Origin of the sequence: Nonomuraea sp. NPDC001636 (assembly GCF_040298265.1) — a bacterium.
In the GTDB taxonomy this organism is placed as follows: domain Bacteria; phylum Actinomycetota; class Actinomycetes; order Streptosporangiales; family Streptosporangiaceae; genus Nonomuraea.
Window position 1 is genome coordinate 14,063 of the sequence record NZ_JBEOZT010000032.1, and the last position, 25,029, is coordinate 39,091.

The window sequence follows — 25,029 nt, forward strand, 5'->3', positions numbered from 1 at the left end:
GCCGGGTGTGCCGGCCGCCGGACGGAGTGGTGGACGATGAGCAGGATCGTGGTTTTCGGCGCGGGCGGACGGGCCGGCGCGCGGGTGGCCGGGCAGGCCCTGGAGCGGGGGCACGAGGTGACCGCCGTGGTGCGCGACCCGGCGCGGTACGCGGGGCCGTCCGGCGACGGCGTGCGGGTGGTCGCCGGTGACGTGACCGACCGGGAGAGCGTGGCGGCGGTCGCGGCGGGGCACGACGTGGCGGTGCAGGCGAGCGCCCGGCTGGACGTGCCGTCCGCGGAGTTCTACACGGCGGCGGCGCGGGCGCTGACCGGCGGGCTGGCCGCGGCGGGCGTGCCCCGGCTGGTGGCGCTGGGCATCGGCACCCTGCTGGAGGTCGCGCCGGGCACGCGGCTGGTGGACACCCCCGGCTTCCCCGAGGACGCCCGGACGTTCTCCCTCGGGCACGCCGCCGAGCTGGAGGTGTTCCGCGCGGAGGGCGGGGCGCTGGACTGGGTGGTGATCGCGCCGCCGCCGGTCGTGCTCGACGACCGGGCGGAGCGCAGCGGGCGGCACCGGTTCGGCGGGGAGCAGGTCATGGCCGCCGAGGAGGGCGGGCCGGTGTTCTCCTACGCCGATCTGGCGGCGGCGGTGGTGGCCGAGATCGAGGACCCGCGGCACCACCGGGTGCAGGTCGCCGTGGGCTACTGACGGCGACGCCCGGCCCGGGAACGGCTCGGAAGACGCTCGGAACAGGCCCGCGAACGGCCCGCGAACGGGCCCGGGGAACGGCCCGGGGAACGGCCCGGAAAGCCTCGGGAGAGGCTCCGGACGGGGCCGGACATGCCGGAAGCCCGGCCGTGAGGCCGGGCTTCCGCCGGTGCCGCTAGTGGCGGTGGCCGCCGCCGTAGACCTTCACCCAGTCCTTGCCCTCGGAGGGGGCCAGGTACCGGGAGCCCTCGAAGACGGCACGCCAGGTGCCCGAGGTGTAGGCCCGCTCGCTGGTACGGAAGAAGCCGTCCCGGTTCGTGCGCACCGACTCGACGTAGTCCCACTTGTCGCTGCCGTCGGCCTGGAAGAGGATCGCGACCCGCTTCCACGCCAGGCGGTGCCAGCGCTCGCTGTCCTTGCAGTAGTCGGCGTGGTGCACCGCGACGAACCCGCTGATGTAGTCCTCGTCGCAGGACACCGACAGCTTGCCCTGGATGTCGAGGGCCGTGCCGCGCCGCGCCGGCTCGGGGTTGACGTCGAGCTGGAGGCTCGTGCTCCCGCCCGCGAAGTCGGGATCGGGGTCCGTGTCCGCCAGGGCGGGCGCGGCGGCGGCGGTGGCCACCACCGTGGCGCCCAGAGCGGCCGCGGCCAGTCCGGCGGCTAGACGTCGCATCATGAAAAACAAATCCTTCCCCGTCTCGGACGCGCCCCAGGGACGGGACACGTCAACGCCTAATGACGCTGAAGGGTAAAGAAAAGTTGCGATACGACACATCACAATTGGATAACGACAAATACCCCGTCGGATTTTTGTGCGTGTTTTATTACGCTAACTGGCGATTTGTCGGGGTTTAGTGGTGTATGGCGCGTAGTGGGGGTTTCCCGGGAAGTGCACGCGCCACAGGCCGCCTCTCCTGGGCGGCACCGTCTGCACGAAGGCCCCGGCCGCGTCGGTCGTCGTCTCGGCCACGTCCTCCCAGGCCGGCGAGCCCTCCCCGCGCCACTGGAGCCGCAGCCGCTGCTTGGCGTACGGCCCGAAGTCGGTGAACCCGCGCGGGTCGATCCTGGTCAGCGAGCCGCGCAGGCGCACGCCGGCGGCCGACTTCGGCGACCTCTCCACCCGGACGGACGACAACCTGGTCGCCCTCCTGAGCTCGAAGGAGGCGTATTCGGTGACCGTGGCGCCGTCGGCGTCCCTGGCGGTCGCGCTGATCGTCCAGGTGCCGGTCGGGTAGAAGCGGTTCAGCTTCTTGTCGGGCAGGAAACGCCAGGTCTGCCAGTCGGCCGCCATCCGGGCCGGCGGGGTCGCCCCCTGGCGCCACACCAGCCGGGGCGGCAGCGCGCCGGTGGACGGGGCCTTCTGCAGGTCGATCCCGGGCTGGGCGCCGACGGGCTGGGCGGCGACGGGCTGGGCGGCGACCGTCAGGGGCAGCGGCATCAGGGCTCGCAGCCCCTCGACCGGGCCGCCGGAAGCCGGGTTCGCGTACGCGCTCCCGGGCGCGGCACCGGCCGGGCCGACCGGCGCCGCCGAAGATCCAGAGGGCCCCGCGGACTCGGCTGGTCCGGCGGACTCGGTGGACTCGGCGGGCGCCGACGACGTCCCGGGCGTCCAGGACGAGGAGGGGGACGGCGGCCCGGGAAGGGCCGGAGGCTGGAGGCCGGGTTCGGCGGCGGGCGGGAGGTCGGAGGCGTCCTCGACCGGGGGCTTGGCCGACAGCAGCGGGCCGGGCGGGGCGCCGGGCTCCACCTTGACGGTGACGCCGTTCTTGCCGCGCGCGCCCCGCGCGATCACGTCGATCACCAGGCTCACCGAGTCGTGGGCCCCCACGACCGGGTTCGCGGGCCGTACGGTGATGGCGCGGATGGCGAGCTCGGTCGCGGCGGGATACGCAGGCACGGGCGCCGTGAGCGACCCCGCCGCGAGCGAGACGAGAAGGAGGCTTCTGGTCATGAGCGAGACGCTAGGAACCGCCCGGTCATGACCGGGACCGCGACACGCACCCCTTATGGCAAAGCCGACGGGGGCCGCGGGTCAGCGCGCCTCGCCGTAGAGGGACTCGATGACGTCGGCGTACTTGGCGTGGATGACGCGCCGCTTCAGCTTCAGGCTCGGGGTGAGCTCCTCGGTCTCGGCGGTCCACTCGGTGCCGAGCAGCGCCCACCGCTTGACCTGCTGCACCCTGGCCAGCTTGGCGTTGGCGGCCTCGACGGCGGCCGCGACCTCCTTGAGGACGTCGGGGTGCTCGGCCAGCTCGGCCAGGGAGGTGAAGCCGATGCCGCGGGCCTGCGCCCAGCCCGGCGCGGTCTCGCCGTCGAGGGTCAGGACGGCCACCGGGTGCGGGCGGTTGTCGCCGTAGGCGAGGGCCTGGCCGATGAGCAGGTGCTCCTTGAGGTGGTTCTCGATCTCGGCGGGCGAGACGTTCTCGCCGCCGGCGGTGATGATGAGCTCCTTCTTGCGGTCGACGACGCGGTAGAAGCCGTCGTCGTCGACCGTGCCGATGTCGCCGGTGTGCAGCCAGCCGTCGGCGTCGAGCAGCTCGGCGGTGGCCTCGGGGCGGTTGAGGTAGCCGCCGGTGTTGAGCGGGCTGCGGGTGAGGATCTCGCCGTCCTCGGCGATGCGGACCTCGACGCCGGGCTCGGCCCTGCCGACGGTGCCCAGGCGGTAGCAGGAGGGGCTGTTGCCGGTGAAGGCGCCGGTGGTCTCGGTCATGCCGTAGACGTCGATGACCTTGAGGCCGAGGCCGGCGTAGAAGTGCTGGACCTCGGCGGGCAGGGGGGCGGCGCCGGTCGCGGTCCACTCGGCGCGGTCGAAGCCGATCATGCCGCGGACGACCGACAGCAGGGCCGCGTCGGCATGGTCGTAGGCGGCCTGGATCTCGGGGGTGACCGTGCCGCCGTACTGGCCGGCCTCGACGTAGGCGGCGCCGGCCGCCATGGCCTCGCGTACGGCGGCCTGCTGCTCGGGCGGCTGGGTGGCGAGCACGGCCAGCAGCCGGGCCATCATCTTCTCCCACACGCGCGGCACGCCGAAGAACATCATCGGCCTGACCTGGCCGAGGGTGGCGCCGAGGTTGGCCAGGTCGGTGCAGAAGTGCACGTGCGACATCTTGACCAGCGGGAGGTAGAGGCTGAGGATGCGCTCGGCGATGTGGGCGTAGGTGAGGTAGGAGATCTGGGTGCCGTGCGTCGGCAGCGAGGTGATGCGGTCGGTGGCGGCGGCCTCGTAGAAGACGTTGGTGTGGGTGAGCGGCACGCCCTTGGGCATGCCGGTGGTGCCCGAGGTGTAGAGCACGGTGACGACGTCGTCGGCGGCCACCTCGCGGGCGCGGGCCTCGACGGCTTCCTCGTCCTCGGCCAGGCGGGCGCGGCCCAGGTCGAGGAAGTCGGTCCAGGACAGGAAGCGCTCGTCGTCGGGGGCGCCGTCGAGCATGATGATCCGGCGCAGGCCGTCGAGCCGGTCGAGCACCGGCTGCCAGCGGGCCAGCTCGGCGGGGCCGCCCAGCACGGCGAAGCGGGCGCCCACGTCGGCGGCCACGAACGCGATCTGGTCGGGCGCGAAGGTGGAGTAGACCGTGCAGCCCACGCCGCCGGCGTGCACGGCGCCGAGGTCGGCCAGCACGTGCTCGCTGCGGTTGACCATCATGATCGCGACTGATTCGCCGCGTCGCAAGCCGAGGGCGGCGAAGGCGGCCGCGATCTCCAGGATGCGCCGCCGCGCCTGGCCGTAGGTCAACGTCGTCCAGCCGCCGGGGCCTTCGGGGTCGGAGTACGCGGGTGCGTCGGGGTGCCGGGCGGCCACCTGCCTGAGCTGTTCGCAGACCGTGCGGCCGGCGATCTTCCGCTCGATGTCGGCCCGTACGTCGAGGACTTCGGCCATGGCACCCGCCTCCAGTCAGTAATCACTTGCACAGGTGGCATGCATCGCACCACACCCTCTGGACAGCGGCAAGACCCAGGCGGGAAACAGTCGGGGCGGTCACGTAGAGTGATCGTCCAGGTGCCGTACGTGTCTCGGGGGGCGGGCATGAGCAAGGCCGGAAGGACCTTCTTCGGGCATCCGTGGGGGCTGGCGACCCTGTTCTCCACGGAGATGTGGGAGCGCTTCAGCTGGTACGGCCTGCGGGCGATCCTGGCCACGTTCATGGCGGCCTCGCCCGCCCACAAGGGCCTCGGCATGTCGCAGGAGACCGCGCAGGCGGTGGTCGGCGTCTACGGGGCGCTGATCTACCTGGTGGCGCTGCCCGGCGGCTGGATCGCCGACCGCGTGCTGGGGGCGCGCAGGTCGGTGTTCTGGGGCGGGTTCGTCATCATGCTGGGCCACATCAGCATGGCGATCCCGGTGACGACGTCGTTCTTCGTCTGGCTGGGGCTGCTGCTCATCATCAGCGGCACGGGCCTGCTCAAGCCGAACATCTCGGTCATGGTCGGCCGCCTGTACGGCGAGGACGAGGACGGCCGCCGCGACGCCGGCTTCTCCCTGTTCTACCTGGGCATCAACCTGGGCGCCTTCTTCGCGCCCCTCGTCGTCGGCTGGCTGGCCGACGGCGACCGCTGGCACCTGGGCTTCAGCGCCGCCGCCGTCGGCATGGCCCTCGGCCTGCTGCAGTACGTCTGGGGCGGCCGGAACCTGCGCGGCGTCGGGGAGCGTCCCGGCGTCCGGCTGACGCCGCCCGAGCGCCGCCGGTTCGGCCGGGTGGCCGGGGCGGGCGTGGCGGTGACCGCCGTGGCGCTCGGCGCGTGGGCGGCCACGGGCACGCTCACCATCGACCGCCTGGCGCTGGCGATCACGATCGTCATCCTGATCGTGCCGGTGGTCTACTTCGCCTACATCCTGCTGGGCAGCCACAGCCTCACCGACGAGGAGCGCAGCCGGATGAAGGCCTACATCTGGCTGTTCGTCGCGGCGGCGATCTTCTGGATGATCTACGATCTGGCGCCGAGCAAGCTGCTGTTCTTCGCCGCCGACCACACCCGGCTGGAGCTGTTCGGGGTGCCGATCCAGGCGGCGACGACGCAGTCGTTCAACCCGCTGTTCATCATGATCTTCGTGCCGGTGTTCGCGGCGTTGTGGGTGAAGCTCGGGGTGCGGGTGAGCACGCCGCAGAAGTTCGGGTTCGCGCTGGTCATGGTGGGGCTGAGCTTCGTGGTGATGGCGATCGCCGCCGGGCTGGCGACCGGCGGGCGGGTGTCGGTGTGGTGGCTGGTGCTGGTCTACCTGATCCAGGTGTTCGGCGAGCTGTCGCTGAGCCCGGTCGGGCTGTCGGTCACGACGAAGCTGGCGCCGGAGGCGTTCAAGGGGCAGATGCTGGGGATCTGGTTCATCGCGGTGTCGGTGGGCGACGCGGTCGGCGGCCAGACGGGGCGGCTCACCCGTTACCTGTCCGACCCGATGTACTACCTGGTCCTGGCGATCATGGCGATCGCGGCCGGGGTGGCGATGTTCCTGTTCACGCGGAAACTGCGGGTGCTCATGGCCGAGCACTACCATGCGGCGGCCATGCCGCCGATCCGGTAAAAACATCCATCGTGTCTGAAATTCTCGACCTTGTCGGTATTTTTGTCTTCGCACTGACCGGTGCGCTCATGGGTGTGCGCAAGCGGCTCGACGTGGTCGGGATGGGCGTCCTGGCCGAGATGACCGCGCTCGGCGGCGGCCTGGTCCGCGATCTCATTCTCAACGTGCGCCCGGCCGCCTTCCAGAGCCTGGGCTACGTGCTGGTGCCGGTGGCCGCCACCGTGATCGTCTTCTTCTGGCATCCGCACGTGGCCCGCGTGATGCCGGTCATCCTCGTGCTCGACGCGGCCGGCCTCGGCCTGTTCGCGGCCGTCGGCACCGAGAAGGCCCTGGAGTACGGCCTCAGCCCGCTGCACGCCACCATCCTCGGCGTCACGACGGCCGTCGGCGGCGGCGTGATCCGCGACGTGCTGGCCGGCGAGATCCCCACGCTGCTGTACGACCGCCAGCTCTACGCGGTGCCCGCCCTGCTGGGCTCGGCCGTGATGGCGGGCCTGTCCACGGCCGGGCTGCACGGCTGGCCGGCCACGCTCGCCGCCGCGCTGCTGGCCTTCGGCCTGCGTATCACCGCGATGCGCCGCAACTGGCGGGCGCCCCTGGCCAAGGGCGCCGAGGAGCACTCCTGACCACCCGCACCACGCACGGGCGGGCCGCTCACACCATCGGCACGAGCGAGTCGGGGTGGCGGCGGGCGCCGATGGGGCCCTCGACGCGGGCGCGGGCGATGCAGGCGACGGCGTCGGCCACCGTCTCGGGCGGCAGGGTGAACGGCAGGCGCAGGTAGCCCTCCAGGGTGCCTTCCAGGCCGAACCAGGGCCCGGGAGCCAGGCGCACGCCGTGGGAGACGGCGGCGTCGGCGAGCGTGGTGGAGGTGTCGCCGTTGAGCCGCACCCACAGCGTGCCGCCGCCGCGCGGCAGCGTGTACGTCCACTCCGGCAGGTGCCGGGCCAGCGCGGCGGTCAGCGCGTCCCGCGAGGCGCGCAGGCCGCGCAGGCGTTCTGCGCGGGTCTGCGCCATCCGCTCGAACAGGCGGGCGGTGACCAGCTGCTCCATGACCGGGCTGGAGATGTCGACGACCGCGCGGTGCCGGGCCAGCCGGCGGGCCAGGGCGTCCGTGGTGCGGATCCAGCCGATGCGCAGGCCGCCCCACCACAGCTTGGACGCCGACCCGATGCTGATCACCCGGCTGTCGGTGTCGAAGGCGGCCATCGGCGCGGTGCGCGGCACGTCGTCCAGGGCCAGCTCGCTCCAGGTCTCGTCGACCAGCAGGATGACGTCGTTGCGGCGGGCCGCGCCGGCGACGGCGGCGCGGGTGGCGTCGTCCATGAGGGCGCCGGTGGGGTTGTGGAAGTCGGGCATGAGGTAGGCCAGGCGGGCGGCCGACTGCCGCATCGTGGCGGCCATCAGGTCGGGCTGCCAGCCCTCGTGCGAGATGCCGAAGGGCACGATCCGGGCGCCGTGCTGGCGGGCCACGTCGATGGCGTGCGGGTAGGTCGGCGACTCGACCATGACGGGGTCGCCGGGGCCGACCAGCAGCCCGGCCACGAGCTGGATGGCGTGCTGGGAGCCGGTGGTGACGACGATCTGGTCCGGCCGGGTGGCCAGGCCGCGCTCGGTGTAGCGGGCGGCGACGCGCTCGCGCAGGACCGGCAGGCCCATGGGGTCGTAGCCGTTGCCCATGCCGTACCTGGGCAGGTCGTCCAGGGCCTCGGCCATGGCCTCGCGCAGCGCGGACGGCGCGGGCGGGGCGGCGCAGTGGAGCTGGATCAGGCCGTCGTCGCCGGTGGACAGCCAGGGGTTCTCGCGGGTGGTGGCCGGGTCGGGCAGGGTGGTCCAGCTTCCCGAGCCCTGCCTGCTGTCCAGGTAGCCGCGCTCGCGCAGCAGGTCGTAGGCGGAGGTGACGGTGGTGCGGCTGACGCCCAGGGTCTCGGCCAGGTGGCGTTCCGCGGGCATGCGCACGCGTACGGGGATCTGGCCGTCCATGATGAGCGCCCGCACGCCGTCGGCCAGGGCGCGGTAGTACGGCCGCGCGGCCGGATCGATGTCGACCAGGCGGGCGACCTGCACAGCCGACAAATGCCTCATAAGGCCACTTTCCACGATTGGCCCTGTTTTGGCAAGCAGGTGGCCTGCCACCATAGGGCCATCATGAGCGAAGCAACCGTCCCCCGCCTGAGTTCCCTCCCCTCCCGCCTCCTGCGCCTCTACGGCGGCCTGGCCCTGTACGGCGCCGGCATCGGGCTGCAGGTGGAGTCGGGCCTCGGCAACGACCCCTGGGACGTCTTCCACCAGGGCCTGGCCCTGCGGCTGGACGTGTCCATCGGCACCGTCATCATCGGCGTCGGCGCCCTGGTGATGCTGCTGTGGATCCCGCTGCGCCAGCGGCCCGGCCTCGGCACGATCAGCAACGTGGTGTTCCTCGGCCTGTTCGCCGACGCGGCGATCCTGCTGCTGCCCACGCCGTCCCACCTGGTCGTCCAGGCGCTGTACGTGGCGCTCGGCGTGGTCGCGATCGCGCTGGCCACCGTGCTCTACATCGGGGCGGGCATGGGCCCGGGGCCGCGCGACGGCGTCATGACCGGCCTGATGCGGCTCGGACTGTCCGTCCGGCTGGCCCGCTTCCTCATCGAGCTCACCGTCCTGGCCGTGGGCTGGCTGCTCGGCGGCAGCGTCGGCGTCGGGACGCTGGTCTTCGCCCTCGCCATCGGCCCGCTGACCCAGCTGTTCACCCGCTGGTTCCCCTTGTCGTGATCCCGCGCCGGGCCTGTCCTGACGCGACAGGCCCGCCCCGGCGCGGGATCGCCCGCGCGCGAGTAGCGTCTTCGGCATGCGGATTGAGGACTACGCGCTGATCGGAGACATGCAGTCGGCCGCACTGGTGGCGAGGGACGGTTCCATCGACTGGCTCTGCCTGCCCAGGTTCGACTCCCCCTCGTGCTTCGCGGCCCTGCTCGGCAGCGAGCGCAACGGCCACTGGTGGCTGGGGCCGGCGGCCCGGCGGCCGGCCACCCGGCGCCGGTACCGGCCCGACACGCTCATCCTGGAGAGCGAGTGGGACACCCCGACCGGCACGGTCCGGGTGATCGACTTCATGCCGCCGCGCGACCGGAACCCCGACGTCGTGCGCATCGTCGAGGGGGTCTCGGGCAGCGTCGAGGTCTCCACCCAGCTGCGCGTGCGCTTCGACTACGGGCGCATCGTGCCGTGGGTGCGCCGGACGAACGGCCACCTGCAGGCCGTCGGCGGCCCCGACTCGGTGTGGCTGCACTCCCCCGTCCCGCTCAAGGGCGGCGACTACGCCCACCGGGCCACGTTCACCGTCAACGCGGGCGACCGGCTGCCGTTCGTGTTCACCTGGCACCCCTCCCACGAGCCGATGCCGCCGCGCATCGACGCCGAGGAGCAGCTCGCCGAGACCGAGACCATGTGGACCGAGTGGGTCGGCAAGTGCGCCTACCAGGGCCCCTACCGGGAGGCGGTGACCCGGTCGCTGATCACGCTGAAGGGGCTGACGTACGCGCCGACCGGCGGCATCGTGGCCGCGCCCACCACGTCCCTGCCCGAGGACATCGGCGGCGTGCGCAACTGGGACTACCGGTTCTGCTGGCTGCGCGACGCCACGATGACGCTCGACGCGCTGATCAGCTCCGGCTACCTCGACGAGGCCGCCGACTGGCGGTCCTGGCTGCTGCGCACCATCGCCGGGCGTCCCCAGGACCTGCAGATCATGTACGGCGTCGCCGGCGAGCGCCGTCTGCCCGAGCTGCGCCTCGACTGGCTGGACGGCTACGAGGGCTCCCGCCCGGTCCGCATCGGCAACGAGGCGGTCCAGCAGCTCCAGCTCGACGTCTACGGCGAGGTGATGAACTGCCTGTACGTCTCCCGCACCCGCGGCCTGGCCGCCGACGAGCGCGCCTGGTCGATCCAGCGCCAGCTCCTCGACTACGTGGAGGAGCACTGGGACGAGCCCGACGAGGGCCTGTGGGAGGTGCGCGGCCCGCGCCGGCACTTCGTGCACTCCAAGGTGATGTGCTGGGTCGCCCTCGACCGGGCCGTCAAGTACGTCGAGAGCTTCGGCCGCACCGGCCCGGCCGACAGGTGGCGGGCGCTGCGCGACACGATCCACGCCGAGATCTGCGACAAGGGCTTCGACCCCCACCGCAACACCTTCACCCAGTCGTACGGGTCGTCGGAGCTGGACGCGTCGCTGCTGATGATCCCGGTCGTGGGCTTCCTGCCGCCCGACGACCCCCGCGTGACCGGCACGGTGGCGGCGATCGAGAAGGAGCTCATGTCCGACGGGTTCGTCCTGCGCTATCCGCTGGCCGCCGACAACGACGTCGACGGCCTGCCCGGCGGTGAGGGCGCGTTCCTGGCGTGCAGCTTCTGGCTGGTGGAGGTGATGGCGATGCAGGGCCGCAAGGAGGAGGCGCGGGAGCTGTTCGAACGCCTGCTGGAGCTGCGCAACGACGTCGGGCTGCTGGCCGAGGAGTACGACCCGCGCTACGGGCGCCTGGTTGGCAACTTCCCGCAGGCGTTCAGCCACGTGCCCCTGATCCACGCCGCCCGCGCCCTGTCACGGGCCTGACCCGGCGGGAACGGGTTTCCCACACCACGCCGGCCGGGACACCGGCGGGAACGGGTTTCCCCCGCCGCGCCGGGTGGGACAAGACCTCGCATGGGTGAGGAATGGGACCTGGCGGTCGTGGGCGCGGGACCGGCGGGCTCGGCGGCGGCGCTGCGGGCCGTGCAGCTGCGGCCGGACCTGCGCGTGGTCCTGCTCGACCGGGCCGGCTTCCCCCGCGACAAACCGTGCGGCGACGGCATCGCCGCGCACGGCCGCGACGAGCTGGCCCGGCTGGGCCTGCCGGACCTCATCGACGACTACCGGCCCACGCCCCGGCTGACCGTGGTCTCGCCGGGCGGGCTGCGCGTCTCGGCCGAGGCGGCCCGGCCCAACCACGTGGTGCCGCGCCGGGTGTTCGACGCGCGGCTGGTGGCGGCGGCCGGGGCCAGGGGCGTCGAGGTGCGCCGCCACCGCGTCAGGGAGCTGGCCCACGACGGGGCCTGGGTCGTCCTGGACGGGCGGCTGCGGGCCCGCGCGGTGGTGGCGGCCGACGGGGCCTACTCGGCGGTGCGCCGGCTGATCGGCCTCCCCGCGGCGGGCGAGCGGCACACCGCCCTGGCCGTGCGCGGCTACGCCGACGTGCCCGAGGCCGACGACGTGCAGCTCATCGCGATGCAGCGGGCGGGCTGGCCGGCCTACGCGTGGTCCTTCCCGATCGGCGACGGCACCGCGAACGTCGGGTTCGGCATGCTGCTGCCCCGGCTGCGGACGGCGGGGGCGCCGGGCCGCCAGGTGCTGCACGGCAGGCTGGCCGAGCTGCTGCCCGACCGGCCCGCGCGCGACCTGCGCGCCCATCACCTGCCGCTGTCGACCGGGCGGCCCGCACCGGGCGCCGGGCGGGTGCTGCTCGCCGGGGACGCGGCGGGGCTGATCAACCCGCTGACCGGCGAGGGCATCTACTACGCGCTGCTGTCGGGACGGCTGGCGGCCGAGGCGGTGGTCGAAGCGGCAGGTGCGGCGGCGGGCGACCCGCTGGCGCGGTACCGGGCCAAGCTGCGCGGCGCGCTGGGCCGGCACCTGCGCACGACCGACGTGCTGGCCCGGCTGGCGCAGTCGCCGGGGTTCATCGACGCGGCCATCGCGACCGCCGCGCGCCGCAAGGAGGTGTTCGACCTGCTGGTGGAGGTCGGGCTCGGGGCCGGGACGGTGCCCGCGCCGCTGGCCCTGGCGGTGGGCCTGCGCTGGCTGCGCGGCGCGGCACGCCTGCCCCACCGCGGTTGACCCAGGGCCAGGCCGTCAGGGCGGCGCCGTCGGCTCAGGCCATCAGGGCGGCACCGTCGGCTCAGGCCGTCAGGGCGGCGCCGTCGGCTCACGCCGTCAGGGCGGCGCCGTTGGCGAGCAGCAGGAGCACGTCCACGGCCGCCACCGCGACGGCGGTGACGAACGGCGCCCGCGCGGACCGTCCGGCCAGCACCGCTCCCCCGGCCGCGAGCAGCACCGCGGCCGCCATGGCCGCCCACCCCGCCACCCCGGGCGCGCCCGCGGGCCCGAGGACGAGCAGGCAGGTGGCGGCCAGCAGCGGCACCGGCACCAGCAGCCGTACGCGCGCCGCCCCCAGCCGCTGCGGCCACCCGCGCACGCCGGTCGCCAGATCGCCCTCGATGTCGGGCAGCACGTTGGCCAGGTGCGCGCCCACGCCCAGCAGCGCCGCCGCCGCGACCGCCCACCACGCCGGCCACGGCTCCCCGGGCAGGCCCAGCGTCACGAACGCCGGCAGCACCCCGAACCCGACGGCGTACGGCGCCCACGACAGGACGGTGGCCTTCAGGCCGAAGTCGTACCCCCAGGCCCCCAGCACGCCCGCCAGGTGCGCCAGCCCCGCCGTACGGCCCGAGGCCAGCGAGAGCGGCACGCACAGGGCCAGCGCCGCCAGCGCGGCCACCCGCACGGCGGTCACGCTCACCGTGCCGTCGGCGGCCGGTTTGCCCGTACGCCCGGCGGCGGCGTCGCGTCCGGCGTCGAGCGCGTCGTTGCACCAGCCGATCGACAACTGCCCGGCCAGCACGGCGGCGGCCACCAGGACGCACCCGGCCGGGTCCCGGCCCGCCGCCACGGCCAGCGCGGTGACCAGGGCGGTCACGGCCACGGTCGGGCCCGGATGGCAGGCCAGCGCCAGCGCGACGGCCGTGCGGACCGGCCCGCCGCGCACGACGGCGGCGGCCGTGGGATCCGGGTCGGTCACACGGTGATCGTAGACCGGGAGATCCGGGCCGAGAATTCCCACGCGCCGCGTATGGCTTAAATGACCATCCTTGCGGGAAGCGTGCGGGGAGTGAGTGTTGTGGGCGACCTGCCGAGGGAGCACTGCATGACCCGAATCTCCGCAGTCCGTTGTGCGTTCCCTCCCCACCGCTACCCGCAGTCCGAGCTCACCGACATGGCCGCCCGCCTGTGCCTGCCCGACGGCGCCGACCGCCGCCTCCTCGACCGCCTGCACCGCAGCGCCCGCGTGGAGCACCGCAACCTCGCCCTGCCCATCGACCGCTACGAGAAGCTGAACGGCTTCGGCGCGGCCAACGACGCCTTCGTCTCCGTCGCGGTCGAGCTGGGGCTGGAGAGCGTGAAGGCCGCCCTGGACGCCGCCGAGCTGGAGCCGACCGACGTCGACCTGATCATGTTCACGTCGGTGACCGGCATCGCCGCGCCGTCCGTGGACGCCCGGCTGGCCGCCGGTCTCGGGCTGCGTCCCGACGTCAAGCGGGTGCCGGTCTTCGGCCTGGGCTGCGTGGCGGGCGCGGCGGGCATCGCCAGGCTGCACGACTACCTGCGCGGCTGGCCGGACCACGTGGCCGTGCTGCTGTCGGTGGAGCTGTGCTCGCTGACCCTGCAGCGCGGCGACTCCTCGCCCGCGAACCTGGTCGCCAGCGCGCTGTTCGGCGACGGCGCGGCGGCCGTGGTCGCCAGCGGCGGCGGGCGGGACGCGGCCGGGCCCACTGCCGGGCCCGCTGCCGGGCCCACGGTCGTCGCCACCCGCAGTCACCTGTATCCCGGCTCCGAGCACGTCATGGGCTGGCAGGTGGGCGACACCGGGTTCCGGGTCATGCTGGACGCCAGCGTCCCCGCCGTGGTGCGCCGGTACCTGGCCGACGACGTGCACGGGTTCCTGGCCGAGCACGGGATCACCGCCGGGGAGGTGACGGCGTGGGTGTGCCATCCGGGCGGGCCGAAGGTGCTGGAGGCGGTGTCGGAGGTGCTGGAGCTGCCCGTGGGCGCGCTCGACGTGACGTGGCGCTCGCTGGCGGCCAACGGCAACCTGTCGTCGTCCTCGGTCCTGCACGTGCTCGGCGACACCCTGGCCGGGGAGCCGCCGGCGCCGGGGAGCTGGGGGCTGGTCATCGCGATGGGCCCCGGCTTCTGCTCCGAGCTCGTGCTGCTGCGCTGGTAGTCCCCCGTCCCTGCGATCGGCTGGTGGTTGGCCTGTGACCTGGTATCTGGTGCTCATCGTGCTCGTCGGCCTGGAACGTCTGGCCGAGCTGGTCGTCGCCAGGCGGAACGCCGCGTGGAGCATGGCGCGCGGCGGCGTGGTGACCGGGCGGGGGCACTATCCGTGGATGGTGGCCCTGCACACCGGGCTGCTGGTGTGCGCGCCGCTGGAGGTTGCCGTGGCCGGGCGGCCATTCGTGCCCGCGCTCGGCTGGCCGATGCTCGCGGTGGTCGTGGCGGCCCAGGCGCTGCGGTGGTGGTGCATCACCGCGCTCGGGCCGCGGTGGAACACGCAGGTGATCGTGGTGCCGGGGCTGCCGCTGGTGCGGCGGGGGCCGTACCGGCTGGGGTGGTTGCGGCACCCCAACTACGTGGCGGTGGCGGCCGAGGGGCTGGCGCTGCCGCTGGTGCACACGGCGTGGCTGACGGCGCTGGCGTTCACGCTGCTCAACGCCGCGCTGATGGTGGTGCGCATCCGCTGCGAGAACGCCGCGCTCACCCTCGCGACCAGGAGCTGACCCGGTGACCGACGTGCTCTGGCCGAGCGACCGGAAGGTGAGCCGGTGATCGACGTGCTCGTGGCGAGCGACCGGAAGGTGAGCCGGTGATCGACGTGCTCGTGGCGAGCGACCGGAAGGTGAGCCGGTGATCGACGTGCTCGTGGCGAGCGACCGGGAGGCGGGCCGGTGATCGACGTGCTGGTGGCGGGTGGGGGGCCGGCGGGGCTGGCCACGGCGATCCACGCGGCGCTGGCCGGGATGGAGGCGGTCGTCGTCGAGCCGCGGGCCGCGCCGGTGGACAAGGCGTGCGGCGAGGGCGTCATGCCGGGCGGGGTGGCCGCGCTGGCGGCGATGGGCGCGCCGGTCGAGGGCCGGGGGTTCCGCGGCATCCACTACCTCGACGGGCGGCGGGAGGCGCGGGCCGCGTTCGCCGCCGGGCCGGGGCTCGGCGTCCGGCGCACGAGCCTGCACGCCGCGCTCTGGCAGCGGGCCGCCGAGCTGGGCGTCAAGACGGTCACCGGCCGGATCGCCCGCGCCGACCAGGACCGCGACGGCGTGAGCGCGATCGGGCTGCGGGCCCGCTGGCTGGTGGCCGCCGACGGCCTGCACTCGCCGCTGCGCCGCTCGCTCGGGCTCGACCTGCCGGTGCGCGGCCCCCGCCGGTACGGCCTGCGCAGGCACTACCGGATCGAGCCGTGGAGCGACTTCGTCGAGGTCCACTGGTCGGGGGCGGGCGAGGCGTACGTCACGCCGGTCGGCGACGACCTGGTGGGCGTCGCGGTGCTCAGCTCGGCGCGGCGCGGCTTCGAGGAGCACCTGCGCGGCTTCCCCGGGCTGGCCCGCCGCCTGAGCGGCCCGGCCGTCACCCCGGTGCGCGGCGCGGGCCCGCTGCGCCAGGCGGTGCGCTCCCGCCGGGCCGGCCGCGTGCTGCTGGTCGGCGACGCCGCCGGTTACGTGGACGCGCTCACCGGCGAGGGCGTCTCGCTGGCCGTGCGCTCGGCGGAGCTGCTGGTCCGGTGCCTGGCGGCGGACCGTCCGCAGGACTACGACGCCGCGTGGCTGCGCCTGTCGCGCACGCACCGGCTGCTGACGGCGGCCCTGGTGCAGGCCGCCCGCCGTCCCGGCACGGCCCGCCTGGTGGTCCCGGCGGCGCGCCGGCTGCCCGGCCTGTTCGCCGGCGTGGTCCGCGTGCTGGCCTGAGCCTTCCCCGGCCCCCGGCCGGACGCCGATAATGAACCCCCCACGGTCCCCGTCAAGGACGGTCGCCATGACAGACAAGCTCGTGCGGCAGGTGCTCGACCAGGTGGACGCCCCCGATCCGCGGGTCGGCGAGATCGTCTCCGCGCTGATCGCCCACCTGCACGCGTTCGTGGACGAGGTGCGTCCCACCGAGGCCGAGTGGCGGGCCGGGCTCGCCTTCCTCGCCGAGACCGGCAGGTGGTGCACACCCGGCCGCGACGAGTTCGTGCTGCTGTCGGACATGCTCGGCCTCACCTCCGCCGTGGACGACATCAACCACGCCGGCCCGGACGACATGACGCCCTCCTCGGTCGAGGGCCCCTTCCACTCCCCCGCCCCCGAACGCGAGCCGGGCGCGTGGATCAGCGAGGGCCCCGAGCGCGGTCGCGGGACGCCGATGGTCGTGCACGGACGGGTGCTGTCCTGCGACGGCACGCCGCTGCCCGGCGCGACGGTGGACGTGTGGCAGGCGGCCGACGACGGCCTCTACGACAGCCAGGACGACGCCCAGCCGCCCGGCAACCTGCGCGGCCTGTTCACGACCGGCGAAGAGGGCCACTACTGGTTCCGCACGATCCGCCCGAGCAGCTACCCGGTGCCGACGGACGGCACCGCCGGCCGGCTGCTGCGCGCGATCGGGCGGCACCCGATGCGCCCGGCCCACCTGCACTACCAGGTCACCGCGCCCGGCCACCGGCCGCTGACCACGCACGTGTTCCTGGCCGGCGACCCCTACCTGGGCTCCGACGCCGCGTTCGCGGTCAAGCAGGAGCTGGTGCGGCGGCCGGTGCCGCGTACCGGCGGGTGGGAGATGGACGAGCCGTACGAGGAGGTCGAGTTCGACCTCAGGCTGGTGCCGCTGGGGTGGGCGCCGGGCCGGTGAGCCGCTCAGGGGGGCGCAGGCCGTCCATGATCAGGCCGAAGAGGTGGTCGCCGCGGGCGGCCAGCGAGGGGGCCTGGTCGGCGATCCAGCTCACCGCGCTGGCCAGCGCGAACAGGTCGAGCCCGGTCACGTCGGCGCGCACCTCGCCGGTGGCCTGGGCGCGTTCCAGCAGCCGTCCGCCCGCCTGGCGCATGGCGTGGCAGGAGGCGTGCAGCGGCGAGCCCTCGTCGTTGATCGTGGCCATCATCGAGGCGGCCAGCCCCCGGTAGGCGCCCGCGCCCGCGACGAACGAGCGCAGCCACTCCACCAGCGCCTCGTGCGGCGCGGCGGCGCCGGCCAGCGTCCTGGCGCGTTCGGCGAGCTGGTCGAAGCGCTGCCGCAGCAGCGCCTCCAGCAGCGCCTCCCTGGTCGGGAAGTGCCGGTAGAGGGTGCCCAGGCCGACCTCGGCGCGGCGCGCGACGTCGCGCAGGGACGCCTCCGTGCCCTGCTCCTCGATGACGGCGGCGGCCACGGCCAGGATGCGCTCCCGGTTGCGCTGGGCGTCCGCGCGCTGGTTCCGGGGTGTGGAGGTCATGCGATCCCTTCCGGCGATTGACAAGCGGAGCAGTGCTCCAGTTATGATCCGGAACACTGCTCCGCATCATAGCGGCGCCCGTCTCCCCGAGGAGAATCGATGATGAAGGCCATCCGCGTGCACGAGACCGGCGGCCCCGAGGTCCTGCGCCTGGAGGAGGTGCCCCGGCCCGCGCCGGGGCCGGGCGAGGTCCTGGTGCAGGTGCACGCCGCCGCGCTCAACCCGCCCGACTGGTACGCCCGGCGGGGGTTCGCCAACATCCCGCCGTCGATGCGGCCGGAGATCCCGCTGCCCTTCACCCCCGGCTCGGACGTCTCGGGCGTCGTGACGGCCGTCGGCGACGGCGTCACCGAGTGGCGGGCGGGCGACGAGGTGTACGGCCTCGTCCGCTTCCCGCGCGTCGGCGACGAGGGCGGCAGGGGGTACGCCGAGTACACCACCGCCCCGGCCGGCCACCTGGCCCGCAAGCCCGCCTCGGTGGACCACGTCACCGCCGCCGCCGTGCCGATGGCCGGGCTCACCGCCTACCAGTACGTCCACGACATCATCGGGCTGCGGCCCGGCAGCCGGGTCCTGGTCAACGGCGCGGCCGGCGGCGTCGGCCACTTCGCCGTCCAGCTCGCCGCGGACCTCGGCGCGCACGTCATCGGCGTCGCCTCCGGCCGGCACGAGGCGTTCCTGAAGGACCTGGGCGTGGCCGAGTTCGTCGACTACACGCGGGTCCGGCCGCAGGACGCGGTGCGCGACGTGGACTGCCTGATCGACACCGTGGGCGGCACCGGCGGCCACACGCTGCTGCCCGTGCTCAAGGACGGCGGCACGCTCAGCCCGGTCTTCTTCGGCGACTACCACGACGAGGAGCTCGCCCGGCGCGGCATCGTGCGCCGCGGCGGCCAGGTGCACTCCGACGGGGCCCAGATGGCCGCGCTGGCCGAGCTGATCGACGCCGGGCGGCTGCGCGTCGGCGTGGACAGCGTGTTCCCGCTGGAGGAGGCCCCGAAGGCGCACGAACGCGCCGAGCGGGGCCACATCCAGGGGAAGATCGTCCTGCGCGTGGCCTGAGCGGGGCCTGAGCGGGGCCGCTCAGGCGAGCGGGGTCAGGTCCGGGTCCACCGCTGGTTGGCGCCGCCGTTGCAGGTCCAGATGACGAGCCGGGTCCCGTTGGCGGTGGCGTTGCCCGGCGCGTCGAGGCACTTGTTCGCGCCGACGGCCGTGACCGTGCCGTCGGCGCCGAGCCGCCACTGCTGGTTGGTCTGGCCGTTGCAGTCCCAGATGATCACGCGGGTGCCGTCGGCGGTGCCGCGGTCGTACACGTCGAGGCACTTGCCGCCGTAGACGCGCAGCTCGCCCGCGGTGGTGGGGGTCCACTGCTGGTTGGCGCCGCCGTTGCAGTCCCAGATCTGGACCTGGGTGCCGCTGGTCTGGGACGCGCCGGGCACGTCCAGGCACCTGCCGGAGCCGGCGCCCTTGAGCGCGGTGGCCGCGGGGGGCGTGCCGCCGCCGGTGACGACGTACATGGCGGCTCCGTGGGCCGGGACGGAGGCGCTGATCGTGCCCGCCGAGGAGCCGGTCGTGTGGGCCCACAGGTCGCGTACGGAGTAGGTGGCGGCGGCGCCGAGGCCGAGCGCGGAGGCGGTGGTGGAGACGGTGGCCGCGGCGCCGCCCCGGTTGAGCAGCACGACGGCGACCGAGCCCGTGCCCGTGCCGGTCGCGGCCATCGGCTTGCGCCAGACCTCCAGGTCGCCGCTGTCGGCGATCTTGTGTCCCTGCCGGCCGCCCCAGTCCTGGTCGACGGCGATGACCTCGCCGTTGGTGAGGATCGTCCGGGTCTCGGCGCTCATCGAGCGCAGGTCGTTGCCCGCGACGAGCGGCGCGTTGAGCAGCGCCCACAGGCTGAAGTGGGCCCGCGACTCGGTGGCGGTGAGCCCGGCGTTGCCGACCTCCAGCATGTCGGGGTCGTTCCAGCCGCCCGGCCCCGAGTACGCCGCGAGCCCCGCCTGGCTGTCCAGGATGCCCATGACCGAGCCCCAGTTCGCCTGGATGTCGCCCGTGGTGCGCCAGGAGTTGCCGACCGGCATGCCCCAGGTCCAGACGGCGTCCTGGCCCCAGTTGCACAGGCTGTAGAGGATGGGCCGGCCGGTGGCGGCCAGCGCGTCGCGCATGGCGGTGTAGCGCTGCTGCGCGCTCTGCCCGAGGTGGTCGCCGCAGTTGTCGTACTTGAGGTAGTCCACGCCCCAGGACGCCCATAGGGCCGCGTCCCTGCGTTCGTTGCCGAGGCTGGCCGGGTAGCCGGCGCAGGTCGTGGTGCCGGCCGAGGAGTAGATGCCGAGCTTGAGCCCCTTGGCGTGCACGTAGTCGGCGACGGCCTTGACGCCGCCGGGGAACTTCTGGGGGTCGGGGACGAGGTCGCCGGCCGCGTCGCGGGTCCTGGTGGACCAGCAGTCGTCGATGTTGACGTAGGCGTAGCCGGCCGCGGCCATGCCGGAGGCGACCATGGCGTCGGCCGTCTGCCTGACGAGGGTGTCGCTGACCGAGCAGCCGAAGCTGTTCCAGTCGTTCCATCCCATCTGGGGCGTTCTGGCCAGGCCGTTGTCCAGGGCGGCGGCCGGTGGCGCGAGGCCGGCGACGGCGGTCAGGCAGGTCGCGGCGAGGGCCAGGGCGAGGGTTGACCGAAGGATCGCACGCATGGGACTCCTTCAACACCGAGGGGTGAGGACCCAACATGATCCGACCGAATCAAACAGGATCGTCCGTCGGTTTGCGTGTGGAGTCAAGGGGTTCTGAGGGATTCTGTTGCCTGCCGTTGGACGCGCAAAGGGCTTCCGAAGGGGTGTCCCGGAGCCCTCCGGGCCGCGTTTCAAGTCGCTGACCTGCGGTTACTATCTGTAGCGGTTAGATCATCGACAGTGATTGGATCGGTGTGATGCGACGACTCATCGCAACACTTGTCTCTTGCGCCACCGCCGGCGCTCTTCCGCTCGTCACCGCCGGTCCGGCTGCCGCCGACCCGCGTCCGGAGCCGATCGAGTACGTGGCCCCGGACTACGACGTCAGGGGTCCGTACATCCTCGCCGACGACCCGTGGTGGCACCGCCACCACAGGCACCACGGCGACCACCACTGGGACGGCGACCGTTCCTGGGACGGCGACCGCGACAAGGACGACCGGCACAAGGACGACGACCGCTGCAAGGACGACGACCACGGCAAGGAATACGCCTGGTACCAGGACGACGACCGCTACAAGGACGACGACGACCGGTGCAAGGACGACGAGCACGGCAAGGAACACGCCTGGTACCAGGACGACGACCGCTACAAGGACGATGACCGGTACAAGGACGACGACCGGTACAAGGACGACGACCGGTACAAGGACGACGACCGCTACCGGGACGAGGAGCGCGACGACGACGACCGCTACCGGGACGGCGACCGCGACTGGGGCTACAACTACCGGTACGTGACCTCGCTGCGCTGCCGCATCGGCGGTGGCGTCGTCGTCCGTAGCTGGCACAGCCCGACCAGGCTGTCCTGCTACGGCGGACGGTACAACGGATACTGGGTGGTCAGCTACGGGCTGTGATGCCGGTGGCTGCCATCAGGGCGGGTCCGCACCACGCGGGCCCGCCCTTCTCGTGCCCGCCTACGGCGCGCACATGGTGAACCTGACCGACTTCGTCCTCGGCGAGGGGGTCAGGATCCGGTAGGTGACGGTGTGCCTGCCCCGCGCGGGGGTGATGAGCCTCCTGGAGCTCACGTAACCGCTGCGGCTGTTCGCGGGGAAGCGGGACGAGCCGCGCTCGATGACCCTGCCGTCGTAGAGCCACTGGTAGGAGTAGGCGGCGCCGGGACGGGTGGCGTTCACCCCGGCGGCGAAGTTCACCGCGCCGGTGTAGCAGGCGACCCCGGCCGAGTTGATCGTCGAGGAGCCCTGGACGCGCACGTACGCCAGGGCGAACGAGGCCCGCCGGGTGGTGGCGGGCGGCGTCGTGGAGCGTTCCGACGGGCCCGTGGCGGAGGGGGTGGGGCGGGTCGCGCGGTGCTGCGGCGTCCTCGTGGGCCTGGACGCGGCCGTGCCGTGCCGGGACGGCCCCGCCGAGGCGGACGTGCGCACGGGCTCACGGGCGGACCGCACCTCCGCGTCCGCCTGGCGCTTGCCGGAGTTCCACACCACGACGCCGGCCGCCACCGACACGGCCACCGCCCCGGCCGCCAGCGCCAGCACCGGCGACCGCCGCCCCACCGCCCACCTGGACCGGCCCGCCGGCGAGACGACCGGACCGCCGGCCGTTCCCGCGGGAGCGTCCCGATGATCCTCAGGAGGCTCCGGGGTGGCGGGGCGGGGCTCGCCCAGGACGAGCGGCAGGACGGTCGTCATGGGCGGGCGGGCCTGCGGATCCTTGGCCAGGCAGGCGCGGACGATGTCGCGCAGCGGGTCCGGCAGGTCGCCGAGCTGGGGCTCGCCGCGCAGGATGCGCCCGGCGACCGCGGCCGGGGCGTCGTCGCCGAACGGCGGCCGGCCCGTGGCCGCGAACACCATCACCGACGCCCAGGCGAAGACGTCCGCCGCGGCTCCGGCCGTCGCGCCCGCCGCAGTTCCCGCCGCTGTCCCCGCCGTCGCGGCCGCCGTGCGCCCGTCCAGTTGCTCCGGCGCCATGTACGCCACCGCGCCGCCGTCGGAGCCGTGACCGGGCCCGGTGCCCGCGCCGGCGCGGCCGGAGCCCGGGCCGGTTCCCGCGGTGCCGAAGCCGACCAGGCGCGCGCCGTCCCGGCCGAGCAGCACGCTGGACGGCTTGAGGTCGCCGTGCGTGAGCCCCGCCCGGTGCACCGCGGCCAGCCCGGTGGCCGTGCCCACCGCCAGGTGCCGCAGGTTCCCGCCGCCGAGCCGGCCCACCTCGGCCAGCGACGGCCCCTCCACGTACTCGCTCACGATGTACGACAGCCGCCCCCAGGCCGCGTCGAGCACCCGCGCGACGCCCGGCGAGCCCACCCGGCGGGCCGCCTCCGTCAGGGCGGCGAACCGCTCACCGGCCACGATCCCGTGCAGGACCTTGACGGCCACGGGCCGCCCGTCCGGCCCCTGGCCGAGGTAGACGACCCCCTGCCCGCCGGAGGCCAGCCATCCGGTGATCCGGTGGGCCCCCAAGGACGTGGGATCTCCAGGACGTAAGGGCTCGGCGTTCGGCATGAGGCGGTGACTCCTGGGACAGCAGCGGTACCGAATCATGAACTTTAGCGGGATGAATCAGGATCCGCCGCCCCCGGGTTCACCTCGCCATTCGGCGCGGGACCCGTCCTGCGCCCGCTGGACAGCAGTCGGCTCCGCGCACTACGGTAATCATCAGCGCCACTGACGATCAGTGGTGCTGATGACAAGGAGTTGGGGTAATGATCCTCATCACGGGCGGGCTCGGTTTCATCGGCACGCACACCGCGCGAGCGCTGCTCGACCTCGGCGAATCCGTCGTGCTCGTCCAGCGCAGGGCCCCCGAGGTGCCCGCGCCGCTGGCCGGGGAGGCCGAGGGGCGGCTCGTCGTCGAGCGGGCCGACCTCACCGACCGGGCGGCGCTGCTCGCCCTGGGCGACCGGCACAAGATCACCGGAATCGTGCACCTGGCGGGCTCGATGCCCTGGCCGGTCGATGCGCACGAGCCGGTCGAGGGGGTCGAGAAGGCCGTCGCGAGCCTGCTCAACGTCTTCCACGCCGCCACCGAGTGGCAGGTGTCCCGGCTCGGCCTGGCCAGCACCATCGGCGTCTACGGCGGCGTCGCGGCCCCGAGCCCGCTGGCCGAGGACCTGCCGCTGACGATGTCGGCCGGCCACCCGATCCCGACGTTCAAGAAGATCGGCGAGCTGATGGCCGGTCATCTGGCCGAGACCGCCGGGCTGGAGGTGGTCAACCTCCGCATCGGCGCGATCTGGGGGCCGCTCGGCCACGCGCGTTCGCCGTTCTTCCTCCTGCCGCAGCTCGTGCACGCCGCCGTGCGGGGCGCCGCGCCGGACCTGACGAGCCCCGCGTGGGGCGCGTACGCCGGGGACGGCGGCGACCTGTGCTACGTCAAGGACTGCGGGCGGGCCATCGCCCTGCTGCAGACGGCCGAGCGGCTGCGCCACCGCACGTACAACGTCGCCACCGGCCGGATGACCACCAACGGCGAGGTCGCCGCGGCGATCCGGGCAGCCGTGCCCGGCGCGGACGTCGAGCTGCGGGAGGGCCGCGACCCCGCCGGCCCCGGCCGCGACCTGTGCCTCGACGTCACCCGGCTGCGCGAGGACACCGGCTTCGAGCCCGCCTACGACACCGGCTCCGGGATCGCCGACTACGTCTCCTGGCTGCGCGCGGGAAACGCCCGCTGACCAGGCGCGGCACCGTGGCACCCGGCGGCACCCGGCGGCACCCGGCGGCTGGTCAGCGCCGGTCCAGGCACCCCTGCCTGCCCAGCAGCCGGAACGCCCGCGCGGCCGGCGGCGGCAGGGCGCGGTAGGACCTGGGGAACACCGCCCGTACGGCGGCGGGCCGGTCCGGGGCCCGCTGCCCGGCGGCGCGGTCACCGTCGAGGTCGCTGACGAGGTCGCCGAAGAGGTCGGTCATGGTGAGCGACGGGTTCACCACCAGGTGCTCGGCCACGATGCGCAGCGCCAGCGGAAGATATCCGCACAACCGCGCCATGCCGGCGACGGCCCGGGGCTCGGCGGCGATGCGTTCCGCGCCGGCGGCGGCGGCCAGCAGGTCGGCGGACTCGGCGGCGGTCAGGATGCCCAGGGCGAGGTGGTGGGCGCCGTCCCGGGCGACCAGACCGCCCAGCCGGTGGCGGCTGGTCACCAGCACCAGGCATCCGGGGTTGCCGGGCAGCAGCGCGCGGACCTGGTCCGTGGAGACGGCGTCGTCCAGCAGGACGAGCATGCGCCGGCCGCCGATCAGGCTGCGGAACAGCGCCGCCCGCTCCCCCACGTCGCCGGGCAGGCGCCGCAGGTCCGGGGCGAGGGCCCGGACGAGCTGGGCCAGCGCCTCGGCGGGCGGCAGCGGCCCCCGTTCGGCGTCGGAGCCGCGCAGGTCGAGGTGGAGCTGGCCGTCCGGGAACCGGCCGGCCACGCGGTGCGCGAAGTGCACGGCGAGCGCGCTCTTGCCGACGCCGGCGACGCCGTCGATCACCGCGATCGCGATGGCGTTGCCGGAGTCCGGCATCAGGTCCGCCAGGCGGGCGAGCTCGGCGGAGCGGCCGGTGAAGCCCGGCACGTCGTGCGGGAGCTGCGCCGGCCGCGGCCGTGCGGGAGGACCGGCCACGGCCAGCTCCCACAGCGCCACCAGGCGCGCGGTGTCGCCGCAGCACGCCTTGCTGATGGCCTCGACGGCCTGGCGGGGCGGCAGCAGCTTGCCGCTGAGGTAGCGCTGGAGCGAGGACTTGCTGCAGTGCGTGTGCCCCGCCAGCTGTACCAGCCCGAGACCGGAGGCGGCCTTCAGCAGGCTGAGTTCGGCCGCGAGCATGCGGGCGTGGACGCCGTTCACCACTGCGGGGCTCATGCGCCCGCCTCCTTTTCCGGGGTTCGCAGGACGTTCCAGACGCGGGTGACCGG

At 74.0% G+C, this 25,029-nt stretch carries 22 protein-coding genes; 13 read left to right on the plus strand and 9 right to left on the minus strand.

All coding sequences use genetic code 11. From position 1 onward, the window contains the following. Positions 1–36 precede the first annotated feature (36 nt). Positions 37–690 carry an NAD(P)-dependent oxidoreductase gene (locus ABT158_RS41990; RefSeq protein ID WP_352363425.1) on the plus strand — a complete coding sequence of 218 codons (654 nt, stop codon included), beginning with the start codon at positions 37–39 and terminating at the stop codon, positions 688–690. Between the two features lie 175 nt (positions 691–865). Here ABT158_RS41990 and ABT158_RS41995 read toward each other — a convergent pair whose 3' ends face one another. From ABT158_RS41995 to ABT158_RS42005, 3 genes are all read right to left on the minus strand, one after another. After that, a complete protein-coding gene (locus tag ABT158_RS41995; protein ID WP_352363427.1) occupies positions 866–1,366 on the minus strand; it encodes a hypothetical protein in 501 nt (166 codons plus the stop codon). A gap of 153 nt (positions 1,367–1,519) precedes the next feature. After that, positions 1,520–2,641 (minus strand): hypothetical protein, encoded by a 1,122-nt coding sequence (locus ABT158_RS42000; protein WP_352363429.1) that lies wholly within the window; start codon positions 2,639–2,641, stop codon positions 1,520–1,522. Between the two features lie 81 nt (positions 2,642–2,722). Continuing rightward, positions 2,723–4,567, minus strand: a complete 1,845-nt coding sequence (locus tag ABT158_RS42005) for an AMP-dependent synthetase/ligase (RefSeq protein WP_352363431.1) — start codon at positions 4,565–4,567, stop codon at positions 2,723–2,725. 147 nt (positions 4,568–4,714) lie between these two features. Here ABT158_RS42005 and ABT158_RS42010 point away from each other — a divergent pair, with 147 nt between their 5' ends. Further along, the gene (locus ABT158_RS42010; RefSeq protein ID WP_352363433.1) at positions 4,715–6,205 is read left to right on the plus strand and encodes a peptide MFS transporter; all 1,491 of its coding nucleotides are present in this window, start codon (positions 4,715–4,717) and stop codon (positions 6,203–6,205) included. Between the two features lie 11 nt (positions 6,206–6,216). After that, complete coding sequence (locus tag ABT158_RS42015) at positions 6,217–6,831, plus strand: trimeric intracellular cation channel family protein (RefSeq protein WP_352363435.1); 615 nt, start codon at positions 6,217–6,219, stop codon at positions 6,829–6,831. A 28-nt stretch (positions 6,832–6,859) separates the two neighbouring features. Here the strand turns inward: ABT158_RS42015 and yczR are convergent, their stop codons facing one another. Beyond that, positions 6,860–8,290: a MocR-like transcription factor YczR gene (yczR, locus tag ABT158_RS42020; protein WP_352363437.1), complete on the minus strand. Its 1,431-nt coding sequence runs from the start codon at positions 8,288–8,290 to the stop codon at positions 6,860–6,862. 63 nt (positions 8,291–8,353) lie between these two features. On the opposite strand from yczR, the gene yczE reads away from it, so the two are divergent. The 3 genes from yczE to ABT158_RS42035 all read left to right on the plus strand — a co-directional run bounded on the left by yczE (position 8,354) and on the right by ABT158_RS42035 (position 12,053). Then, positions 8,354–8,956 (plus strand): membrane protein YczE, encoded by a 603-nt coding sequence (yczE, locus tag ABT158_RS42025; protein WP_352363439.1) that lies wholly within the window; start codon positions 8,354–8,356, stop codon positions 8,954–8,956. Positions 8,957–9,032: 76 nt separating this feature from the next. Continuing rightward, a complete protein-coding gene (locus ABT158_RS42030; protein ID WP_352363441.1) occupies positions 9,033–10,793 on the plus strand; it encodes a glycoside hydrolase family 15 protein in 1,761 nt (586 codons plus the stop codon). Positions 10,794–10,883: 90 nt separating this feature from the next. Beyond that, positions 10,884–12,053, plus strand: a complete 1,170-nt coding sequence (locus ABT158_RS42035) for an NAD(P)/FAD-dependent oxidoreductase (RefSeq protein ID WP_352363443.1) — start codon at positions 10,884–10,886, stop codon at positions 12,051–12,053. 88 nt (positions 12,054–12,141) lie between these two features. On the opposite strand, the gene ABT158_RS42040 is transcribed toward ABT158_RS42035, so the two are convergent. Beyond that, positions 12,142–13,014: a UbiA family prenyltransferase gene (locus ABT158_RS42040; RefSeq protein ID WP_352363445.1), complete on the minus strand. Its 873-nt coding sequence runs from the start codon at positions 13,012–13,014 to the stop codon at positions 12,142–12,144. 126 nt (positions 13,015–13,140) lie between these two features. Between ABT158_RS42040 and ABT158_RS42045 the strand changes: the two genes are divergently transcribed. The 4 genes from ABT158_RS42045 to ABT158_RS42060 all read left to right on the plus strand — a co-directional run bounded on the left by ABT158_RS42045 (position 13,141) and on the right by ABT158_RS42060 (position 16,877). Beyond that, positions 13,141–14,217 carry a type III polyketide synthase gene (locus tag ABT158_RS42045; protein ID WP_352363447.1) on the plus strand — a complete coding sequence of 359 codons (1,077 nt, stop codon included), beginning with the start codon at positions 13,141–13,143 and terminating at the stop codon, positions 14,215–14,217. Positions 14,218–14,251: 34 nt separating this feature from the next. Next, positions 14,252–14,773: an isoprenylcysteine carboxyl methyltransferase family protein gene (locus tag ABT158_RS42050; RefSeq protein WP_352363448.1), complete on the plus strand. Its 522-nt coding sequence runs from the start codon at positions 14,252–14,254 to the stop codon at positions 14,771–14,773. Positions 14,774–14,941: 168 nt separating this feature from the next. Next, positions 14,942–15,955 (plus strand): NAD(P)/FAD-dependent oxidoreductase, encoded by a 1,014-nt coding sequence (locus ABT158_RS42055; RefSeq protein WP_352363450.1) that lies wholly within the window; start codon positions 14,942–14,944, stop codon positions 15,953–15,955. Between the two features lie 67 nt (positions 15,956–16,022). Continuing rightward, a complete protein-coding gene (locus ABT158_RS42060) occupies positions 16,023–16,877 on the plus strand; it encodes a dioxygenase family protein (RefSeq protein WP_352363452.1) in 855 nt (284 codons plus the stop codon). Here ABT158_RS42060 and ABT158_RS42065 read toward each other — a convergent pair. Further along, on the minus strand, positions 16,840–17,451 hold the full coding sequence (locus ABT158_RS42065) for a TetR/AcrR family transcriptional regulator (protein ID WP_352363454.1): 612 nt from the start codon (positions 17,449–17,451) through the stop codon (positions 16,840–16,842). The two genes, ABT158_RS42060 and ABT158_RS42065, sit on opposite strands and share 38 nt — an antisense overlap. 99 nt (positions 17,452–17,550) lie before the next feature. On the opposite strand from ABT158_RS42065, the gene ABT158_RS42070 reads away from it, so the two are divergent. Then, complete coding sequence (locus ABT158_RS42070) at positions 17,551–18,513, plus strand: NADP-dependent oxidoreductase (protein ID WP_352363455.1); 963 nt, start codon at positions 17,551–17,553, stop codon at positions 18,511–18,513. 35 nt (positions 18,514–18,548) lie between these two features. On the opposite strand, the gene ABT158_RS42075 is transcribed toward ABT158_RS42070, so the two are convergent. Continuing rightward, the gene (locus tag ABT158_RS42075; protein ID WP_352363457.1) at positions 18,549–20,138 is read right to left on the minus strand and encodes a lectin; all 1,590 of its coding nucleotides are present in this window, start codon (positions 20,136–20,138) and stop codon (positions 18,549–18,551) included. A gap of 236 nt (positions 20,139–20,374) precedes the next feature. Here ABT158_RS42075 and ABT158_RS42080 point away from each other — a divergent pair, with 236 nt between their 5' ends. Next, positions 20,375–21,037, plus strand: a complete 663-nt coding sequence (locus ABT158_RS42080; protein WP_352363459.1) for a hypothetical protein — start codon at positions 20,375–20,377, stop codon at positions 21,035–21,037. Positions 21,038–21,097: 60 nt separating this feature from the next. Here ABT158_RS42080 and ABT158_RS42085 read toward each other — a convergent pair whose 3' ends face one another. Next, positions 21,098–22,642 carry a serine/threonine-protein kinase gene (locus ABT158_RS42085; RefSeq protein WP_352363461.1) on the minus strand — a complete coding sequence of 515 codons (1,545 nt, stop codon included), beginning with the start codon at positions 22,640–22,642 and terminating at the stop codon, positions 21,098–21,100. A 200-nt stretch (positions 22,643–22,842) separates the two neighbouring features. Here ABT158_RS42085 and ABT158_RS42090 point away from each other — a divergent pair, with 200 nt between their 5' ends. Further along, complete coding sequence (locus ABT158_RS42090) at positions 22,843–23,811, plus strand: NAD-dependent epimerase/dehydratase family protein (RefSeq protein ID WP_352363463.1); 969 nt, start codon at positions 22,843–22,845, stop codon at positions 23,809–23,811. A 52-nt stretch (positions 23,812–23,863) separates the two neighbouring features. Here ABT158_RS42090 and ABT158_RS42095 read toward each other — a convergent pair whose 3' ends face one another. Then, positions 23,864–24,976 carry a helix-turn-helix domain-containing protein gene (locus ABT158_RS42095; protein ID WP_352363465.1) on the minus strand — a complete coding sequence of 371 codons (1,113 nt, stop codon included), beginning with the start codon at positions 24,974–24,976 and terminating at the stop codon, positions 23,864–23,866. Positions 24,977–25,029: the final 53 nt, after the last annotated feature.

Excerpts from the sequence above, each read along its gene's own strand:
- ABT158_RS42000 (WP_352363429.1), bottom strand. The coding sequence starts at position 2,641 with ATGACCAGAAGCCTCCTTCTCGTCTCGCTCGCGGCGGGGTCGCTCACG.
- yczE (WP_352363439.1), top strand. The coding sequence starts at position 8,354 with ATGAGCGAAGCAACCGTCCCCCGCCTGAGTTCCCTCCCCTCCCGCCTC.
- ABT158_RS42045 (WP_352363447.1), top strand. The coding sequence starts at position 13,141 with ATGACCCGAATCTCCGCAGTCCGTTGTGCGTTCCCTCCCCACCGCTAC.
- ABT158_RS42065 (WP_352363454.1), bottom strand. The coding sequence starts at position 17,451 with ATGACCTCCACACCCCGGAACCAGCGCGCGGACGCCCAGCGCAACCGG.
- ABT158_RS42090 (WP_352363463.1), top strand. The coding sequence starts at position 22,843 with ATGATCCTCATCACGGGCGGGCTCGGTTTCATCGGCACGCACACCGCG.
- ABT158_RS42005 (WP_352363431.1), bottom strand. The coding sequence starts at position 4,567 with ATGGCCGAAGTCCTCGACGTACGGGCCGACATCGAGCGGAAGATCGCC.
- ABT158_RS42010 (WP_352363433.1), top strand. The coding sequence starts at position 4,715 with ATGAGCAAGGCCGGAAGGACCTTCTTCGGGCATCCGTGGGGGCTGGCG.
- ABT158_RS41990 (WP_352363425.1), top strand. The coding sequence starts at position 37 with ATGAGCAGGATCGTGGTTTTCGGCGCGGGCGGACGGGCCGGCGCGCGG.
- ABT158_RS42035 (WP_352363443.1), top strand. The coding sequence starts at position 10,884 with ATGGGTGAGGAATGGGACCTGGCGGTCGTGGGCGCGGGACCGGCGGGC.
- ABT158_RS41995 (WP_352363427.1), bottom strand. The coding sequence starts at position 1,366 with ATGATGCGACGTCTAGCCGCCGGACTGGCCGCGGCCGCTCTGGGCGCC.
- ABT158_RS42060 (WP_352363452.1), top strand. The coding sequence starts at position 16,023 with ATGACAGACAAGCTCGTGCGGCAGGTGCTCGACCAGGTGGACGCCCCC.
- ABT158_RS42075 (WP_352363457.1), bottom strand. The coding sequence starts at position 20,138 with ATGCGTGCGATCCTTCGGTCAACCCTCGCCCTGGCCCTCGCCGCGACC.
- ABT158_RS42030 (WP_352363441.1), top strand. The coding sequence starts at position 9,033 with ATGCGGATTGAGGACTACGCGCTGATCGGAGACATGCAGTCGGCCGCA.
- ABT158_RS42080 (WP_352363459.1), top strand. The coding sequence starts at position 20,375 with ATGCGACGACTCATCGCAACACTTGTCTCTTGCGCCACCGCCGGCGCT.
- ABT158_RS42085 (WP_352363461.1), bottom strand. The coding sequence starts at position 22,642 with ATGCCGAACGCCGAGCCCTTACGTCCTGGAGATCCCACGTCCTTGGGG.
- yczR (WP_352363437.1), bottom strand. The coding sequence starts at position 8,290 with ATGAGGCATTTGTCGGCTGTGCAGGTCGCCCGCCTGGTCGACATCGAT.
- ABT158_RS42070 (WP_352363455.1), top strand. The coding sequence starts at position 17,551 with ATGATGAAGGCCATCCGCGTGCACGAGACCGGCGGCCCCGAGGTCCTG.
- ABT158_RS42095 (WP_352363465.1), bottom strand. The coding sequence starts at position 24,976 with ATGAGCCCCGCAGTGGTGAACGGCGTCCACGCCCGCATGCTCGCGGCC.